This window comes from Streptococcus pneumoniae (assembly GCF_001457635.1).
GTDB lineage: Bacteria > Bacillota > Bacilli > Lactobacillales > Streptococcaceae > Streptococcus > Streptococcus pneumoniae.
Genome location: NZ_LN831051.1, coordinates 485,561 through 502,558 on the forward strand (window position 1 = coordinate 485,561; position 16,998 = coordinate 502,558).

At 34.3% G+C, this 16,998-nt stretch carries 17 protein-coding genes and 1 tRNA gene; 5 read left to right on the forward strand and 13 right to left on the reverse strand.

Going from position 1 to position 16,998, the window contains the following annotated elements; translation table 11 throughout:
• Window position 1: 1 nt before the first annotated feature.
• The 13 genes from tilS to AT689_RS02675 form a co-directional block, all read right to left on the reverse strand.
• Window positions 2-1,279 (reverse strand): tRNA lysidine(34) synthetase TilS, encoded by a 1,278-nt coding sequence (gene tilS / locus AT689_RS02615; protein ID WP_001208983.1) that lies wholly within the window; start codon window positions 1,277-1,279, stop codon window positions 2-4.
• Window positions 1,276-2,544 (reverse strand): serine hydrolase, encoded by a 1,269-nt coding sequence (locus tag AT689_RS02620; protein ID WP_001224756.1) that lies wholly within the window; start codon window positions 2,542-2,544, stop codon window positions 1,276-1,278. Before AT689_RS02620 ends, tilS begins: the two co-directional genes overlap by 4 nt.
• Entirely contained in the window at window positions 2,537-2,659 is a 123-nt protein-coding gene (locus AT689_RS13315; RefSeq protein ID WP_000429334.1) for an SP_0009 family protein, read from the reverse strand. The genes AT689_RS02620 and AT689_RS13315 overlap by 8 nt, the downstream gene beginning before the upstream one ends.
• A 4-nt stretch (window positions 2,660-2,663) precedes the next feature.
• The gene (locus tag AT689_RS02630; RefSeq protein WP_000041909.1) at window positions 2,664-3,032 is read right to left on the reverse strand and encodes a septum formation initiator family protein; all 369 of its coding nucleotides are present in this window, start codon (window positions 3,030-3,032) and stop codon (window positions 2,664-2,666) included.
• Window positions 3,025-3,291, reverse strand: a complete 267-nt coding sequence (locus tag AT689_RS02635; protein WP_001234978.1) for an RNA-binding S4 domain-containing protein — start codon at window positions 3,289-3,291, stop codon at window positions 3,025-3,027. The genes AT689_RS02630 and AT689_RS02635 overlap by 8 nt, the downstream gene beginning before the upstream one ends.
• A 57-nt stretch (window positions 3,292-3,348) precedes the next feature.
• Window positions 3,349-6,858: a transcription-repair coupling factor gene (gene mfd, locus AT689_RS02640; RefSeq protein ID WP_000258090.1), complete on the reverse strand. Its 3,510-nt coding sequence runs from the start codon at window positions 6,856-6,858 to the stop codon at window positions 3,349-3,351.
• Window positions 6,859-7,428 carry an aminoacyl-tRNA hydrolase gene (gene pth / locus AT689_RS02645; RefSeq protein WP_000163932.1) on the reverse strand — a complete coding sequence of 190 codons (570 nt, stop codon included), beginning with the start codon at window positions 7,426-7,428 and terminating at the stop codon, window positions 6,859-6,861.
• Window positions 7,429-7,498: 70 nt separating this feature from the next.
• Window positions 7,499-8,614 carry a redox-regulated ATPase YchF gene (gene ychF, locus AT689_RS02650; RefSeq protein WP_001218707.1) on the reverse strand — a complete coding sequence of 372 codons (1,116 nt, stop codon included), beginning with the start codon at window positions 8,612-8,614 and terminating at the stop codon, window positions 7,499-7,501.
• Window positions 8,615-8,697: 83 nt separating this feature from the next.
• Window positions 8,698-8,892 carry a DUF951 domain-containing protein gene (locus AT689_RS02655; protein WP_000285191.1) on the reverse strand — a complete coding sequence of 65 codons (195 nt, stop codon included), beginning with the start codon at window positions 8,890-8,892 and terminating at the stop codon, window positions 8,698-8,700.
• 64 nt (window positions 8,893-8,956) lie between these two features.
• Complete coding sequence (gene dnaN / locus AT689_RS02660; protein WP_000581157.1) at window positions 8,957-10,093, reverse strand: DNA polymerase III subunit beta; 1,137 nt, start codon at window positions 10,091-10,093, stop codon at window positions 8,957-8,959.
• 158 nt (window positions 10,094-10,251) lie between these two features.
• Window positions 10,252-11,613 (reverse strand): chromosomal replication initiator protein DnaA, encoded by a 1,362-nt coding sequence (dnaA, locus tag AT689_RS02665; protein ID WP_000660615.1) that lies wholly within the window; start codon window positions 11,611-11,613, stop codon window positions 10,252-10,254.
• 212 nt (window positions 11,614-11,825) lie between these two features.
• Window positions 11,826-12,584: a ParB/RepB/Spo0J family partition protein gene (locus AT689_RS02670; protein WP_000410378.1), complete on the reverse strand. Its 759-nt coding sequence runs from the start codon at window positions 12,582-12,584 to the stop codon at window positions 11,826-11,828.
• Window positions 12,585-12,641: 57 nt separating this feature from the next.
• A complete protein-coding gene (locus tag AT689_RS02675) occupies window positions 12,642-13,823 on the reverse strand; it encodes a S1C family serine protease (RefSeq protein ID WP_000681597.1) in 1,182 nt (393 codons plus the stop codon).
• A gap of 182 nt (window positions 13,824-14,005) precedes the next feature.
• Between AT689_RS02675 and rlmH the strand changes: the two genes are divergently transcribed.
• The 5 genes from rlmH to comE all read left to right on the forward strand — a co-directional run bounded on the left by rlmH (window position 14,006) and on the right by comE (window position 16,987).
• Window positions 14,006-14,485, forward strand: coding sequence for a 23S rRNA (pseudouridine(1915)-N(3))-methyltransferase RlmH (rlmH, locus tag AT689_RS02680; protein ID WP_000695929.1), 480 nt, complete (start codon window positions 14,006-14,008; stop codon window positions 14,483-14,485).
• Window positions 14,486-14,528: 43 nt separating this feature from the next.
• A tRNA-Arg gene (locus AT689_RS02685) sits at window positions 14,529-14,602 on the forward strand.
• A 164-nt stretch (window positions 14,603-14,766) separates the two neighbouring features.
• On the forward strand, window positions 14,767-14,892 hold the full coding sequence (gene comC, locus AT689_RS02690) for a competence-stimulating peptide ComC (protein WP_000799689.1): 126 nt from the start codon (window positions 14,767-14,769) through the stop codon (window positions 14,890-14,892).
• A 20-nt stretch (window positions 14,893-14,912) separates the two neighbouring features.
• Window positions 14,913-16,238 (forward strand): competence system sensor histidine kinase ComD, encoded by a 1,326-nt coding sequence (comD, locus tag AT689_RS02695; RefSeq protein ID WP_000362880.1) that lies wholly within the window; start codon window positions 14,913-14,915, stop codon window positions 16,236-16,238.
• Window positions 16,235-16,987, forward strand: coding sequence for a competence system response regulator transcription factor ComE (gene comE / locus AT689_RS02700; protein WP_000866065.1), 753 nt, complete (start codon window positions 16,235-16,237; stop codon window positions 16,985-16,987). Before comD ends, comE begins: the two co-directional genes overlap by 4 nt.
• The last annotated feature ends 11 nt before the right edge of the window (window positions 16,988-16,998 follow it).

Consider the following 16,998-nt stretch of genomic DNA (forward strand, 5'->3'; position numbering starts at 1 on the left):
TTTACCTATCTATTTTTTCTATATAAAGTACAGTGTTCATTATATCATTTTTCGTTTTTTTACTCAAATTATTGGTCGCAATTCCCAAAATTGAGACAATTTCACCAAATTGCTCAATAATAAGAGCAGAGTTTCTCTTTTCCATAGGGATTTTCAAATCAATAAATAAACGTCTGAGTTTTTTTCTATGCCCATTTTGAATCAAAACATCTCCTGTTTTTCGATGACGAATGTGTATGGATGTTTCACGTGAAACAGGTATTTGTTGAATTGATTCACCTTCTAATGGAAGTCCAAAGGAAAATAAATATCCTTGATAAGCTACCTGATTTTGATAGTGTAACACAAGTTCATCTTCCTCTTCATCAGCCTGCGGACTGATTTTACAAATCTGAAACTGTTGGTACTCTTTTATCAATTCATAGCCATTTTTAATCGGATGACGATACTGGCTTTTAGATTTTAAAATCTGCTGAACTTCAGCAAACTGAGCTTTTGTAAGATTCAAATCTGGAAAACGATTCAGATAAGTTTGAAGTAAAACTCTTTGTGTAGACTCAGAGTAAGAAAATAACTGCTGTAAATCTTCCACATTAATATTGTTAGATAATTCAGCTATTGCCAAATCATAATCTAAAATTTCATTGCCAATGCCTAAGATTGCATCCCTAAATCGAGGATTTTCTTTTTCCAATTCTGGTAAGTAAGAGTTTCGAATACGATTTCGAAAATAATGATTCTCCTGATTTGATGTATCTTCAAAGTGAAAAATTGATGGAAAGTCTTTTTTCTGAAAATGCAAGAAGGGACGAATGATTTCTATCTCTCCGACTACTTGCTTCTCCTTAATTCCTGATAGATAGCGCAAGCGAGTTCCTCGAATCAAGCGCATCAAAATCGTTTCCACCTGATCATCAGCATGGTGGGCAGTGACTAAAGCTGTCGCACCTGTCTTTTTCATGACCTCTTGAAAAAAATCATAACGAAAATTTCGTGCACGCGCTTCTGAAAATTCTCCTGAAAAATTGCTGATATAAATAGGAAGCTCTGCTTCAGCAGCCAACTTCCTTAATTCCTTTTCTTCCCAATCTGATTCAATTCTCTGCTTATGATTCACATGAGCTAGAATCAATTCAATCTCTAACTCTTTTTGATAAGTAGACAATACCTTAAATAGAAACATGGAATCTAATCCACCAGAAAGAGCTAGAACCGCCTTAGCATGCTTTTTGAAATATCCCTTCTTGAGAAAATGATTTAAAAAATCTGGTTCCCTCATTTTAGAACCTCATAAACATCCTTGGCTATCTTAGAAATCGTATCATAATCAGAATTCTTAGTGAAAATAGAAAGAATAAATGGAGAATCTGCATAGACAACACCCGTATCATGCTTAAATTCATCCGCATCTCCAATTTTATGAGCTACTTTAACAGAAACACCTTTGGCAATTCGCTGACTATCAAAATCTGTTTTAGTCAAAGACTCTAACACAAATCCATTTTGATTATAAATAGCTTCCATAAACTTCCCGGCCATCTTAGAAGAAATCAATTTTTCTTTTGGATCCCAATCATCTCCCATAATGGCAGACATCTTGGATTTGAATGTGGCATCAGATTGGTTTGAAATGTAATATCCCAATAGATTATGAGCTACATTATCAGATTCTTTTGATACTTTCGTAATTAAATCCTTTAAAGAATATTCTTTATTATCTTCTTTTTTAGGAAGACTACCACTTCCCTCTGGTTTATAAGAACCTGGAAAATCATTGACTGCAGATACGTATTTTACAGTCGTATCTAACTGATAAAGACCCTCATTTATTTTTTCTTGCGTATAATAGAGATAAGAGAGTTTCAAAACGCTGGCTGCATACATCTTTTCATCTTGATTGATACCAGCTTCTTTTCCAGTAGTCAGTTGCTTAACATAAATAGAGAAAGAATCTTTCTGATATTTTTCAGATAACATTTCTTGAACTTTACTCATCCGATTATCTTCTTCAGAAGTTGATTCTTTAGCTACCCATCCAGCCTGATCAATATGTAGAAATTCTCTTCCTTCTACAAACATGGTCTTGTCGATTGATACTTGCGAATAAGCTGATAAGGATGATTTCACTTCTTTTAAATCATAAGGACTATTGTACAGTTTAAAGTCAGATTCTAACCATGCTTTTTTTATTGTTGGAGTTACCTCTGATTGATCATATAAAAATCGTTTGTCCGCAGCTATAAATTGATGATTTGATAGCTTAAATACTGGAATTCCTTGTTTATTTAAGCGCCACTCGGTTATTTGAAAACTTGTTTTGGGAGTCAATTTCCCAGATTCCACTACTAAATCTTCATTCGCATAAACAGGAACCTCTCCATAAACCATGGGAGAACTTAATTTTTCTCTAAAATAAATACCAAAGTCAGATTGTGAAAGGTAATAAATTTCTTTCGAAGTATAGACGACTTCTTTTTCTGTGCTAACGACTTTTGAAATGGTCAAAAAACTTGGTAGCAACAAAATAATTAAGAATTTACGCATTCTTCCTTTCCTTTTCTTCTTGTAAACGCAATAATTGATTTTTATCAGCCAATTCTTCCAGCTTTTCATCTGACAAACTCAAAAATTGCTCTATTACGTCTAATAAATTTTCCATTTTATCACCTTTGAAGCAAGTCAGGAATCGTATAAACTTTTTCCCTCGACTTAGAATAATAGTACTTCGCTCGTGTATATTTGGCAGCATAATCTTCATCTTTCAACTTGGTAGCAAATGCTGTCTCCTTATCCTTTTCATCACTCAAAGTTTGATACTGAGTTTGCAAGTCTGCTAATTGCTGACGTCTTTGGAGTAATTGCTGATAACTCTGCGCTAAATTAAAAGTTGGCAAGATAAATAATAGCATAATCAAAATCAATACCCCTCCCATAAAACGATTCCGTTTTTGTCGTTCTTTCATCAGGTAGCGACGACGTTGGTATTCATTTTGAATAAAAGAATTATTCAATTGTACAATATTTTTAGACATTTTCTTCTACCCGTGTTTCACTGATAATTTCATACATTCCTGCTGCATCTTCTTTTTTTGTACTATCTTTCATCTCTAGTACTTTTACAAGCAGCAACTTATTGCCAAAGCGAATTTCAACTTGGTCATTAACTTTCAAGTCCGTTGAACTTTTGGCCAAGATTCCATTAACCTTGATTCTACCTTTATCTGCTACTTCCTTTGCGACTGTACGACGCTTGATAATTCGCGATACTTTTAAATATTTATCTAATCTCATCCTTATTACCTCAATTTATTATTGTACCATTTTTATCTATTTTATAGAAGAAAAATATCAAATGGAATTTTCTTCCTTAGACTCTTTTATCTCTAATAAACTTTCTCCAAAAATCAGCAGACCTTCTAAAATTTCATAATCTTTCTTATTTTGGACATCAAATACAAGCTCCATTAATCCCTTATTCTCAGCGATGCCTGCTTTTAAGTTCGTTACGGATAAAGCTTTAAAATAATCTTGAGCTAAAAACAATCGTTGAGTGACTTTTTCAAATTGAATTGTAATTTTATTATCTTTTCTTTCCACACGTTGAACAAAGACCTTGTCCAAGTATGATTTAACCAAACCAATCTCTAAAAGATAGGCTACTACATCTGGGTATTCTCCAAAACGGTCTATCAACTCCTCTTGTAACTCTTCATAATTGACACGGTTGTCAATTTGACGAATTTTCTTGTAAATTTCAATCTTATGTCGTTGATCAGAAATATAAGTATCAGGAAGATAGGCATCAATTTGCAAAATCAACTCAGCATTCCCTTTGGTTCTTGTGTTAGCGTTAGCATTACCGTTTCGTTTAGCAATAGCTTCCTCTAATAACTGCGAATACAATTCAAAACCAACAGAATCAATGAAACCAGACTGGGATTTTCCTAAAAGATTTCCTGCTCCACGAATCGAAAGATCTCGCATTGCAATCTTAAAGCCAGAGCCCAATTCTGTAAATCCTTTAATCGCTTCTAATCTCTTTTCAGAGACTTCACTGATTGATTTTTCTGGACGATACATGAGATAAGCATAAGCAATACGATTACTACGACCGACTCTTCCTCTTAACTGATATAAGGTTGACAAGCCCATATGGTCCGCATTTTCAATAAATAAAGTATTAGCATTTGGAATGTCCACCCCTGTCTCAATAATAGTAGTCGTCACCAAGATATCGTATTGTCCCTCAATAAAGTCTAATAGAGTATTTTCCAACTGGACTTCACTCATTCGACCATGAACATATCCAATCGAAGCCTCTGGAATCAACTCCTGTAATTCTGAAACCTTCTGAACAATTGTATCAACTTTGTTGTAAAGATAATAAACTTGACCTCCACGCTCCATTTCACGCAAGACAGCATCACGAATGACACTATCATTCTTTTCCAAAACATAGGTCTGAACAGGATAGCGATTAGTCGGCGGAGTTTCAATAACAGACAAATCTCTGATTCCCAGCATAGACATATGGAGGGTACGAGGGATTGGCGTAGCGGTCAAGGTTAGGACATCCACTTGTTTCTTCAGTTCTTTCAAAGTTTCCTTATGCTTGACACCAAATCGCTGTTCCTCATCAATAATCATCAAGCCCAAATCAGCAAACACAACATCTTTTGACAAAACACGATGTGTTCCAATCAAAATATCGACTTGACCGTTTTTCAATTTTTCAAGTGTTGCAGTCTGCTCTTTTTTACTTCTAAAGCGACTCAACACATCAACATTAACTGCAAAATTTTGGAATCGTTCCTTAAAATTCGTATAGTGCTGTTGCGCTAAAACCGTCGTCGGAACTAGAATGACAACCTGTTTGTGATCATTGACTGCTTTAAAGGCTGCACGCATAGCAACTTCAGTCTTTCCAAAACCAACATCCCCAACTAAAAGTCTATCCATTGGCTGAGAAGCCTGCATATCCCTCTTGATTTCCTCAATACTACGAAGTTGGTCATCCGTTTCAACATAAGGGAAAGCATCATCAAAGGCATCTTGATCATCATCATCAGCTGAGAAAGCAAAACCCTTCAACTGACTACGTTCAGAGTAGAGTTTGATTAAATCATCAGCTATATCCTCTACCTGGTTCTTAACCTTTTGCTTGGCCTTTTTAAAATGACCGTCATTTAATTTATTGAGTTTTGGAGCTTTACCATCACTTGAAATATATTTGGACAGTAGATGAATCTGTTCCACGGGAATAGAAATTTGATCACCATTTTGGTATTGGACACTGACATAATCACGATGAATTCCCTTGATTTCAATGGTTTCAATTCCTAGATATTGACCAATCCCATGGATATGATGGACAACATAGTCCCCTTTTTCAAGTTCATTGTAATCTTTTAATCTCTCTGCATTTGAAACATGTTGTCTTCGAAAACGACGCTTTAATTTCTTTTGAAAAATCTCATGTTCAGTTATCAATAAAATCTTTTCATCTACAAAATGAAAACCATGTCTGAGATTACCTTCTATTAAGTTTACAGATTCTTTACAGATACTTGTCTTATCTCTAGAATCCAATTTAATCTGATATTCCTCTAACATATCCTCCAATGTTTTACTTCCCATTGAATTGCTAGACTGCAGAATAATGGTGTAATCCATTTTTTTATATCGTTCAATTTCTTCTTTTAGAAAAGAAAACTGATTGAAAAATTCCTGCATAGGATATTGATTGAATTGATAAATTTTGTCAAATTTGAGATTTCCTAAACCCTTTTGAAGATTAGAGAAAAAGGTCACTGGACTTTGTTTTTTATAGATTTGTTCAATATCAGAAAAATACTGCATATCAGAAAATGCTTTACTATTCTGTAATTCTTCTGTAAAGTACTGCGCTAATTCTCTTTCAAAGACTTCATACTGATTCATCAATTTTTGATAATCATCAAAGAATATTGGAGTATCTTTTTCAATATAATCAAAGACAGTCCATGTCTTATCATAGCACAAAGATAAAAACTTCCGAGAATCTGCATGACTTTGCTTTTGATGAAAACTTGAAAGAATTTCTTCTAGGTATGATTTCAAAATAGGTGATAAAGTTTTTGAAATTTGTTTTTCTAAAGCTGACTGTCCTCGTTGATAATCCTTTTCTCTCAAAAGCATATCACTAGCTGGAAAGATAGTGAGTTCTGTCTTATTTTCTTTCGATAATTGTGTTTCTACTTCAAATGACCTGATACCATCAATTTCATCACCAAAAAACTCAATTCGACAAGGTTCTAACTGGGATATTTCAAAAATATCTAAAATATCTCCTCGAAGACTAAATTCACCCTGAGTTTGTACTTGAGTAACTTTTCGATAGCCATTTTCCTTTAACTGATGGATAAACGCGTGTTGAGCATATTCTTCACCAACTGAGATTTTTACAATACTATCTTTGAATGCATTGGGAGACGGTAAAATCAATCGACTTGCTGCGATATTACAAACTAAAATCCCTTTCTTAGATGAATCAGTCAAAAAACGCAAGGCTTCAACCCGTGAAATAATTTTTTCCTGTGAAGACATCAAAAACTCCACCATAGGAGCATCATCTACCAAAAATGGATAGACGAGTTCCTCACCCAAGATAGAAATAAGATCACTAACAAGTCCTTCTGCTTCTCCATAAGTTGACGTCAATAACACAATCCTATCTTCTTTTTCTAAACTGCTTGCAATTGCAAGAGCCTTAGTAGATGTTGATAAACCAAGTATTAGTTGTCTTTTCTTATCTGTTAAATTTTGATGCCATTTTTTAATCTGATCATTTTCTGAGAATAAATCTAATAAGGTCACCATTTATCCGTTATACCTCTGCATTGTTTTCTCAAAATTTTTCTCTTGTAAATAGTAGTTTACAGAATCGTCAACTTTGTCAACAGACTGTAAAATACCGATATAATCATCCCTGTCAAACTTACTCAAAACATGATGAACAACTGACATACCATTTTTAGGTCTTCCAATTCCAATCTTAACACGGTTAAAGACCTGAGTTCCTATATGTTGAATAATAGACTTGATACCATTATGACCACCTGCTGAGCCTTTTGCTCTTAAACGAATTTTCCCAACTTCCATGTCAAGATCATCGTAAATGATAAGTAAATCGTCAATATCCAAACCATAGTAAGTTAATAAAGCATGAACTGCTTTTCCACTTTCATTCATAAAGGTCGTTGGTTTAACCAGATAAATTTTTTCTCCATTTAGGAAAAAGGATGCTAGGTCAGCTTGAAATATCTTATCGTGTGTAAAAGTGACATTCTGTTTCTTCGCTAGTTGATCAATCAACATAAAACCAACATTGTGTTTTGTTTCAAAATATTTATCCCCTGGATTTCCCAAGCCTACAAGTAATTTGGTCATTTATTTTTCCTTTCAAAAGCCAAAAGGGTTGGAATTTTTTTCCAACCTAATTGACACCATTTATTAATTTTTAGACATTAAAGCGGAATTCCATGATATCGCCATCTTGAACGATATATTCTTTTCCTTCTTCACGCAAGCGTCCAGCTTCTTTTACGGCCTTTTCAGATCCGTATTTCACTAGATCTTCATATGACATGGTTACTGCACGAATAAAGCCTTTTTCAAAGTCTGAGTGGATAATACCAGCTGCTTGAGGAGCCTTCATACCACGTTTGAAAGTCCAAGCGCGAACTTCTTTTTCACCAGCTGTGAAGTAAGTTCCCAATCCAAGCAAGTGGTAAGCTGCACGCGTCAACTTATCTACACCTGATTCTGTCAAACCAATGGCTTCAAGAAACTCTTTTTTATCTTCATCATCCAATTCAGAAATTTCTTCCTCAGCACGCGCAGAAATAACGACTACTTCAGCATTTTCTGTCGCTGCAAATTCACGAATTTGTTTGACATAGTCGATAGAGTCAGGTTCCGAAACCACATCCTCATCCACATTAGCTACATAAAGAACTGGTTTAGTCGTCAAAAGGAAAAGACCTTTGACAACCTTTTGTTCCTCATCTGTAAATTCAATGGTACGAGCTGATTTCCCATCTTCTAGGACTGGTTTAATCTTTTGAAGAACATTGAATTCTGCTACTGATTCTTTATCTTTTTGCGTACGTGCCATCTTTTCTACACGCGCATATCGTTTGTTCACTGATTCTAAGTCAGCAAGAATCAATTCCAGATTAATGGTATCAATATCTGCAAGCGGATCTACAAAGGCGTCTTCACGTCCTTGCTCGCGCATCACATTTTCATCATCAAAAGCACGAACTACGTGAACAATCGCATCTACTTCACGAATATTGGCCAAGAATTTATTCCCTAGCCCCTCTCCTTTTGAAGCTCCTTTTACAATCCCTGCAATATCTGTAAATTCAAATGTTGTGGGAACTGTCTTTTTAGGAGTTATCATTTCAGTTAGTTTTTGTAGGCGTTCATCTGGAACTTCCACCATTCCAACATTTGGATCAATCGTCGCAAATGGGTAGTTTGCTGCCTCTGCTCCTGCTTTTGTAATTGCATTAAATAGTGTTGATTTACCAACGTTTGGCAAACCAACGATACCTGCTGTCAAAGCCATATTTCTCATTCTCCGTTTTCATTTCAATCCCTAATATTATAACACAAAAAGGGATAAAGTGCTAACCCTCTAACTAAGGGTTCTCAGTCAATAATTTTATTCATTTTTCGCTCAAAATCATATCGCCCCATCATGACAACATGCTCACAATTACTGCATTTTATTTTGATATCTGCTCCTACACGTGTAATTTCCCAACGATTAGCCTTTTTACCAGTCGACTTGATTGTACAAGCGTGTGGTTTTTTCATCTCAACAAAATTTCCAACTTGATACATACTACTCTCCTTTTCTTTTTCGATTATATCATAAAAGAGGCGAGCCAGGCTCAACCTCTTTCACTTAATTTGTACGAACTGGTGTAATGAGCTGCATGAAGTCTTCGTCAGTATCTGCTGGCACAAGAGTAAATGGACGAACAGCTGAGATAAAGCTAATGGTCACCTTTTCGCTATTTAAAGCTTTAAGAGAATCAATCAAGTAAGTTGGGTTGAAACTAATGGTCAAATCTTCACCAGTAACCTGATCAGTATCGATTTCTTCGTTTACTTTACCAACTTCTGGAGAGTGAACATGGGCGCTAACAACCCCATCCTTAATTTCAAGTTTCACAGTACCATTTTGAGTCGCACTTGATAAAAGACGGGCACGCTCCATTGACTGGCGTAAGTTTACCACATTAAAAGTAATAGTAGTGTTAAAGTCTGTTGGAATCAAGCGATCTGTATCAGGATAGTTTCCTTCTAGGAGACGAGTATAGAAGCTAATATTTTCGCTTCTAAAGAGGATTTGGTTATTGGCAAAGAAAATCTCTACAGTTTCGATATCATCTGTAAATACCGCTGAAAATTCGCGTAGAGAACGGCTAGGAATTACGACATCAAAATCATCACTATTTTTTTCAAGAGTCAATTTTTTCTGGCTTAGGCGATGAGAGTCTGTTGCAACTGTTTTTAACTCTTTGTGTTGACTCAATACGAAGTGGACACCTGTTAAAATCGGACGACTCTCTTGTGTACTTGCAGCAAAGGCTGTTTCATTAATAATTTTCTTGAGTAATTTTGTTTCAAGTATTAAAGGAGTGCTTGCTGAAATTTCTTGGATTCGTGGATATTGTTCGCTATCTTTTCCTTTTAGGGTAATTTCTGATTTGCCACTGGTTAAAACAATTTGATTTTGTTCAATTTCTTTAAAATCAAGAGTTACATCAGGTAAACTAGATACTACATTGATAAAGAAAGAAGCTTCAAGAAGGATCGAACCTAAAGAAGTAATCAACAAACCAGCATCTTCATTTTTTTGAGAAATAAAATTTTCAATTGAAATTTGACCATTTGAACCAATTAAAGTAATACCTTCATTGGTCACGTCAATTTTTACTGTTGATAAAATAGGAATGGCATTTTTAGAACTAATAGCTCTCTTAGTAGTATTTAATGCTTGTAGAAATAAATTTTTATTAATTGAAAAATGAATCATGGATTCTCCTTTATTTATTTTTAGTATTAGAAAGATAATAGTAATAATAGAGTCTGTGAAATCTGTGGAAAACAGCCTTTAAACAAGTCCTATCAAGTTTTTTAGCTTGTTTAAAAAATGTGGATAAAAAAGATAAAAAACTAAAAGTTATCCACAAATTATTTGATTTTCTTTTTGATTGATTCAATTTCTAAACGTAAATTATCGTCTTGATCAATCAAAGATTTTATTTTGGCATGGGCATGAATGACTGTGGTATGATCTTTTCCCCCAAATTCCTTCCCAATTTTTGGAAGACTATTATCTGTTAGTTCTCTAGATAAATACATGGCTACTTGACGGGCCAAAACAATATTTTGAAGGCGTCTACTTCCCTTCATTTCTTTGATACTAACACCATAAAAGTTACCAACTTCAGTTTGGATTTTATCAATTGGGATGACGAGCATTTGGCTAACATCTTGTTTGCGGGCTCTAATGGCTTCTGCAGCAATATCAATAGTGATATCCTTGATTTTTTTTACTCTGGCAATTAAAGTGATGTCGTTGATGGCTCCCTCAAGATCTCGAACATTTGAATCAAATTGCCCAGCTAGGTATTCTAGAGTATCACTTTGGAAATTGTAGCCTAAATGTTCCGTTTTACTTTGTAAAATGGCAATACGTGTTTCAAAGTCAGGGGGTGTGATAGTTTGTGTCAATCCCCAACTAAAACGCGTGACAAGCCTCTCCTCGAGCCCTTCTAGATGTTTTGGACTACGATCACTCGTTAGGACAATCTGTTTTTGCTTGTCATGAAGGGCGTTAAAGGTATTGAAAAATTCTTCCTGAGTTGCGACTTTTTTTCCGCTGAGTGACTGGATATCATCGATTAACAAAAGATCAAGACTACGATAGGTCTTTTTAAACTTTTCCATTTCCCCAAGTCTTAGGTGATCAAGAAAGTCATTAATAAAGCTTTCGGCAGGGATATATTTAACACGCGCATTAGGAATATTTTTTAGAATTTCATTTCCAATAGCGTTTAATAAGTGAGTCTTACCAAGGCCTGGTCCTCCATAGATAAAAAGAGGGTTATAGGTCAGAGCCAAATCTTCAGAGACAGCTAAAGCGGCTGATACAGCCCAAACATTTCCATCCCCTTGAATAAAGTTATCAAAGGTATACTTTTCTTTTAATCCCGTATCTGAATAAGGAATAGATACTAACTTTGGACTATAGTCATAAAGAGTTAAATTTGTAGCTTCTTCAACTTGTGAGCTAGTCGTATCTTGAGGTTTGGTGAAAATATAGTGGGGAGTTATTTCAGCGTCATAAATTTCAAAACCAGCTACTACAATAATATCTTTTAGTTGTTTTTCCCAGACCATTTCCATTTCAGAGCGAGGTAGAAATATAGTGGCAACATTTTCCTCTACCTTGATAAGTTCAGCTTGAATAGCATAGAAATCATACATGGATCGAGTCAGTCTTTCTTGTGCAAATTCTAATATACGATTCCAAAATTGTTTTTCTTTCAATCCTTTCTCCTCCTTTACTATTTAAAAGTTTAATACTAGAGATATTTTACCATAGATAGCAAGAATTTTCCACAAGCTGTGAAAAATAATCCACAATGTTACCAAACTTTATCCACAGGTTGGGGATAAAAGAAGAAATTATTGATTTATTAAGCTTTTTATCGAAAAACATAGTGGATAACCTTGTGAGATAAAAAAATAAAAGAACAGCCTTATTTCAGGCTGTTGATAATTCTACTATATTCTTCTTGATTTGAAAAAGAAATAATGATTTTTCCACTGTCTTTTTTAGATAGTTTAATTTCTACATCTAATCCGAGTAGTTTTCTTAACTGTTTTTCTTCATTTTGTATGAAATGATTAGTTTTTTGCTGTTTCTTTTGTTTTTTCTCTGTCAGAAGAGCTTCTAATTTCCTTACAGAAATATCTTCTTCTATAATCCGTTGAAAGAAATAGTCTTGTTGTTCCTTATTTAACCCAACTAGGGAACGCGCATGGGCTTGTGATAGTTTGCCATTTTCTACTTCTGAAAGAATCTGTTCTGGCAAGGAAAGTAAACGAATGGAGTTGCTGATATATGGACGAGACTTGCCCATCTTATCTGCAATTTCAGCATGGGTGAATCCTTTCTCTACGAGAGATTCATAGGCGCGTGCTTCTTCTATTGGGTTTAAATTTTCTCTCTGTAAATTTTCAATAATGGACTGGACCATCATCTCTTGGTCTGAAATCTGTTTAACAACAGCTGGGATAGACCGTAGACCAGCTAAAAGTGAAGCCCGATAGCGTCTCTCTCCTGCAAGGATTTCATAACCAATAACAGGAGATTGACGAACAATAATCGGTTGAATGACCCCATTTTCTTTGATAGACTGTGCTAGTTCATCTAGTTTTTCTCTATCAAATTCTTTTCGGGGTTGATAGGGATTTTTTTGTATATCTGTGATAGAAATCATTTCAAATTTTTCCATGATTCTACACTAACACATCTTTTCTCTTATGTAAAGCTTTCTTTACATAGATGTCAATTAAGATTCTAAATCACCTGAACTCTTGTTAAGTTTGATAGAGGTAGTTTCTTCTTTCCCGTTACGATAGTAGGTTATCTTAATGGTGTCTCCGATAGAATGGTTGTAAAGAGCACTTTGTAAGTCTGTTGATGAAGCAATCTCTTTGTCATCTACTTTTGTAATTACATCGTATTTTTCAAGGTGACCATTGGCAGGCATATTACTTTGTACCGAACGAACAATTACACCAGATGTAACATTACTTGGAATATTGAGTCTTCTGATGTCGCTTGTACTCACATTAGATAAATTAACCATCTGGATTCCCAAAGCTGGACGCGTCACTTTTCCGTTTTTTTCTAACTGTTCAATAATATTGATAGCATCATTTGCAGGAATTGCGAAACCAAGACCTTCTACAGATGTTCCTCCATTTGTAGCAATTTTACTTGAGGTAATTCCGATAACCTGCCCTTGAATATTGATCAGTGGGCCGCCAGAGTTACCTGGGTTAATAGCAGTATCAGTTTGGATGGCTTTTGTAGAAATAGCTTGTCCATCTTCCGATTTTAAGGATACATTTCTATTGAGACTGGATACGATACCTTGAGTGACAGTATTTGCATATTCAGAACCTAACGGGCTACCGATGGCAATAGCAGTTTCTCCTACAGTTAACTTACTAGAATCACCAAACTCAGCTACTGTTGTCACTTTTTCTGAAGAGATTTTGACGACAGCAATATCAGAGAAAGTGTCAGCTCCGACAATTTCTCCAGGTACTTTAGTCCCATCTGACAATCGAATATCTACTTTGCTGGCGCCATTTATAACGTGATTGTTGGTGACGATGTAAGCTTCTTTATCATTCTTTTTATAAATAACTCCAGATCCTTCACTAGAGATTCGCTGAGAATCTGTGTCAGTATCATCATTGCCAAATACGCTATTTTGTCTGTTTGCCGAATAAGTAATAACAGAAACAACAGCATCTTTTACTTTGTTAACAGCCTGTGTTGTTGAATTTTCGTTCTTATAGGCAGTTTGTGTAATAGTACTATTGTTGTTAGAGTTGTTTACACTACTTTTTTGAGTTAGTTGAGTTATTGAAAAACTACCCAAGGCTCCACTAAAAAAGCTAATGACGATAACGACTAATAATTGAAACCATTTTTTGTAAAATGTTTTTAGATGTTTCATATTTGCCTCCATATGTTTGAATTACTGAAAGTATAAACTGACTAGCTTAATTATAACTTAAACACAAAAGTTTTACACAAACTGTGGATAACTCTTTTGAAATTGTGATTTTCTTAATTGAAATCTATTTTTTATTTTGTGAATAAGATGTGAAAAAATAGAGAATATGTTAGAATAGAGTCATGAAAATTAAAGTTGTAACAGTTGGGAAACTGAAAGAAAAGTATTTAAAAGATGGTATCGCAGAGTATTCAAAACGAATTTCTAGATTTGCTAAGTTTGAAATGATTGAGTTATCAGATGAAAAAACACCAGATAAGGCCAGTGAATCAGAAAATCAAAAGATTTTAGAAATAGAAGGTCAGAGAATTTTATCAAAAATTGCTGACCGTGATTTCGTTATTGTGTTAGCCATTGAAGGGAAAACTTTCTTCTCAGAAGAATTTAGTAAGCAGTTAGAAGAAACTTCTATAAAAGGATTTTCTACTCTTACTTTTATTATTGGGGGAAGTTTAGGATTGTCATCATCTGTAAAAAATAGAGCCAATCTTTCTGTCAGTTTTGGTCGCCTAACCTTACCCCATCAGTTAATGAGACTAGTTCTTGTTGAACAAATCTATCGCGCTTTTACGATTCAGCAGGGATTCCCCTACCATAAATAGAAAATTGACTTTTAATTGAATTTTTGGTAGAATAATTGTATTAGGTCTCATAGCTCAGCTGGATAGAGCATTCGCCTTCTAAGCGAACGGTCGCAGGTTCGAATCCTGCTGGGATCAATATAATAGCAAAGCTGGGAATTTTCCCGGCTTTTTTCTTAAAAAAGTACACTTTGGGAGAAAAAAATGACAGTTGAGAGAATTTTATCTAAAACGAAATTCCATTTTGTATAATGGTTTTTGTAAGTTAGCTTACAAGAAAAAACATTTTAGGAGATTTTATTATGAAAAACACAGTTAAATTGGAACAGTTTGTAGCTTTGAAGGAAAAAGACTTACAAAAGATTAAAGGTGGGGAGATGAGGTTGTCAAAATTCTTCCGTGATTTTATTTTACAAAGAAAAAAGTAATGAAATAAGGGGAAAGAGTAATGGATTTATTTGGATTTGGGACGGTTATTGTTCATTTTTTAATTATTAGTCACAGTTACCATTTTATTTGTAAAGGTCAAATAAATAGAAAAGAATTATTCGTTTTTGGTGCTTATACATTACTAACAGAAATAGTATTTGATTTTCCCTTATATATTCTATATTTAGATGGGTTAGGGATTGAAAGATTTTTATTTCCTTTGGGATTATATTCCTATTTTCGATGGATGAAACAGTATGAGAGGGATAGAGGACTATTCCTAAGTTTACTACTATCTCTTTTATATGAGAGCACTCATAACTTTCTGTCCGTAACTTTCTCCTCTATAACAGGAGATAATTTTGTTTTACAATATCATTTCCCATTCTTTTTCGTTGTGACGGTGTTAACCTATTTTGTTACATTAAAAATCATTTACTATTTCCATTTGGAACTAGCCTATTTTGATGAGGACTACCTTTATCCTTTCTTGAAAAAAGTATTTTTTGCTTTACTATTGCTACATATTGTATCTTTCGTTTCAGATATGGTAAGTACGATTAAACATTTGAATAGTTTTGGAAGTATTTTGTCATCTATTGTCTTTATCTCTCTCCTTTTGACCTTCTTTGCAATGAATTCTCATAAAGTTCAAATGGAGAAAGAGATTGCTTTGAAGCAGAAGAAATTTGAACAGAAACATTTACAGAATTACACAGATGAAATTGTTGGTCTGTATAATGAAATCCGTGGTTTTCGACATGATTATGCTGGAATGCTTGTCAGCATGCAGATGGCAATTGACAGTGGTAATTTACAGGAAATTGACAGAATTTACAATGAAGTTTTAGTCAAAGCAAATCATAAATTGCGTTCAGATAAGTACACTTACTTTGATTTGAACAACATAGAAGACTCAGCTTTACGAAGTTTGGTTGCTCAGTCAATTGTCTATGCTCGAAATAATGGTGTAGAGTTTACACTGGAAGTAAAAGATACGATTACCAAGCTTCCAATTGAACTATTGGATTTGGTTCGTATCATGAGCGTTTTATTGAATAATGCTGTCGAAGGATCGGCTGATAGCTATAAAAAGCAGATGGAAGTAGCAGTTATTAAGATGGAAACTGAAACAGTTATTGTGATTCAGAATTCATGTAAAATGACGATGACTCCTTCAGGAGATCTATTTGCCTTAGGATTCTCCACTAAGGGAAGAAATCGCGGAGTCGGATTAAATAATGTGAAAGAACTACTAGATAAGTACAACAATATTATTTTAGAAACAGAGATGGAAGGCAGTACATTTAGACAAATCATTAGATTTAAGAGGGAATTTGAATGAAAGTTTTAATTTTAGAAGATGTTATTGAACATCAAGTGAGACTAGAGAGAATATTGGATGAAATTTCGAAAGAATCGAATATTCCAATATCATACAAGACAACGGGAAAAGTCCGTGAATTTGAAGAATACATTGAAAATGATGAAGTAAATCAGCTTTATTTCCTAGATATCGATATTCATGGAATTGAGAAAAAGGGATTTGAAGTGGCTCAGCTCATTCGTCATTACAATCCTTACGCTATTATCGTCTTTATCACTAGTCGATCAGAGTTTGCGACTCTAACATATAAATACCAGGTATCAGCCCTAGATTTTGTTGATAAGGATATCAATGATGAGATGTTTAAGAAGAGAATTGAGCAAAATATCTTCTACACGAAGAGTATGTTACTTGAAAATGAAGATGTTGTAGATTATTTCGACTACAATTACAAGGGAAATGATTTAAAAATTCCTTACCATGATATTTTGTATATTGAAACAACAGGGGTATCTCATAAATTGCGCATTATTGGTAAGAATTTTGCAAAAGAGTTTTATGGTACCATGACAGATATTCAGGAAAAGGACAAACATACTCAGCGATTTTATTCTCCTCACAAGTCATTTTTGGTAAATATAGGCAATATCAGAGAAATTGATCGAAAAAACTTAGAAATTGTTTTCTATGAAGACCATCGTTGTCCTATTTCAAGATTAAAAATTAGAAAATTAAAAGATATTTTAGAGAAAAAATCTCAAAAGTGATTGACAATTAG

What these genes read in the sequence shown, in the direction of transcription:
- tilS (WP_001208983.1), bottom strand. Translation starts at nt 1,279, where the DNA reads ATGAGGGAACCAGATTTTTTAAATCATTTTCTCAAGAAGGGATATTTC.
- AT689_RS02620 (WP_001224756.1), bottom strand. Translation starts at nt 2,544, where the DNA reads ATGCGTAAATTCTTAATTATTTTGTTGCTACCAAGTTTTTTGACCATT.
- AT689_RS13315 (WP_000429334.1), bottom strand. Translation starts at nt 2,659, where the DNA reads ATGGAAAATTTATTAGACGTAATAGAGCAATTTTTGAGTTTGTCAGAT.
- AT689_RS02630 (WP_000041909.1), bottom strand. Translation starts at nt 3,032, where the DNA reads ATGTCTAAAAATATTGTACAATTGAATAATTCTTTTATTCAAAATGAA.
- AT689_RS02635 (WP_001234978.1), bottom strand. Translation starts at nt 3,291, where the DNA reads ATGAGATTAGATAAATATTTAAAAGTATCGCGAATTATCAAGCGTCGT.
- mfd (WP_000258090.1), bottom strand. Translation starts at nt 6,858, where the DNA reads ATGGTGACCTTATTAGATTTATTCTCAGAAAATGATCAGATTAAAAAA.
- pth (WP_000163932.1), bottom strand. Translation starts at nt 7,428, where the DNA reads ATGACCAAATTACTTGTAGGCTTGGGAAATCCAGGGGATAAATATTTT.
- ychF (WP_001218707.1), bottom strand. Translation starts at nt 8,614, where the DNA reads ATGGCTTTGACAGCAGGTATCGTTGGTTTGCCAAACGTTGGTAAATCA.
- AT689_RS02655 (WP_000285191.1), bottom strand. Translation starts at nt 8,892, where the DNA reads ATGTATCAAGTTGGAAATTTTGTTGAGATGAAAAAACCACACGCTTGT.
- dnaN (WP_000581157.1), bottom strand. Translation starts at nt 10,093, where the DNA reads ATGATTCATTTTTCAATTAATAAAAATTTATTTCTACAAGCATTAAAT.
- AT689_RS02670 (WP_000410378.1), bottom strand. Translation starts at nt 12,584, where the DNA reads ATGGAAAAATTTGAAATGATTTCTATCACAGATATACAAAAAAATCCC.
- AT689_RS02675 (WP_000681597.1), bottom strand. Translation starts at nt 13,823, where the DNA reads ATGAAACATCTAAAAACATTTTACAAAAAATGGTTTCAATTATTAGTC.
- rlmH (WP_000695929.1), top strand. Translation starts at nt 14,006, where the DNA reads ATGAAAATTAAAGTTGTAACAGTTGGGAAACTGAAAGAAAAGTATTTA.
- comC (WP_000799689.1), top strand. Translation starts at nt 14,767, where the DNA reads ATGAAAAACACAGTTAAATTGGAACAGTTTGTAGCTTTGAAGGAAAAA.
- comD (WP_000362880.1), top strand. Translation starts at nt 14,913, where the DNA reads ATGGATTTATTTGGATTTGGGACGGTTATTGTTCATTTTTTAATTATT.
- comE (WP_000866065.1), top strand. Translation starts at nt 16,235, where the DNA reads ATGAAAGTTTTAATTTTAGAAGATGTTATTGAACATCAAGTGAGACTA.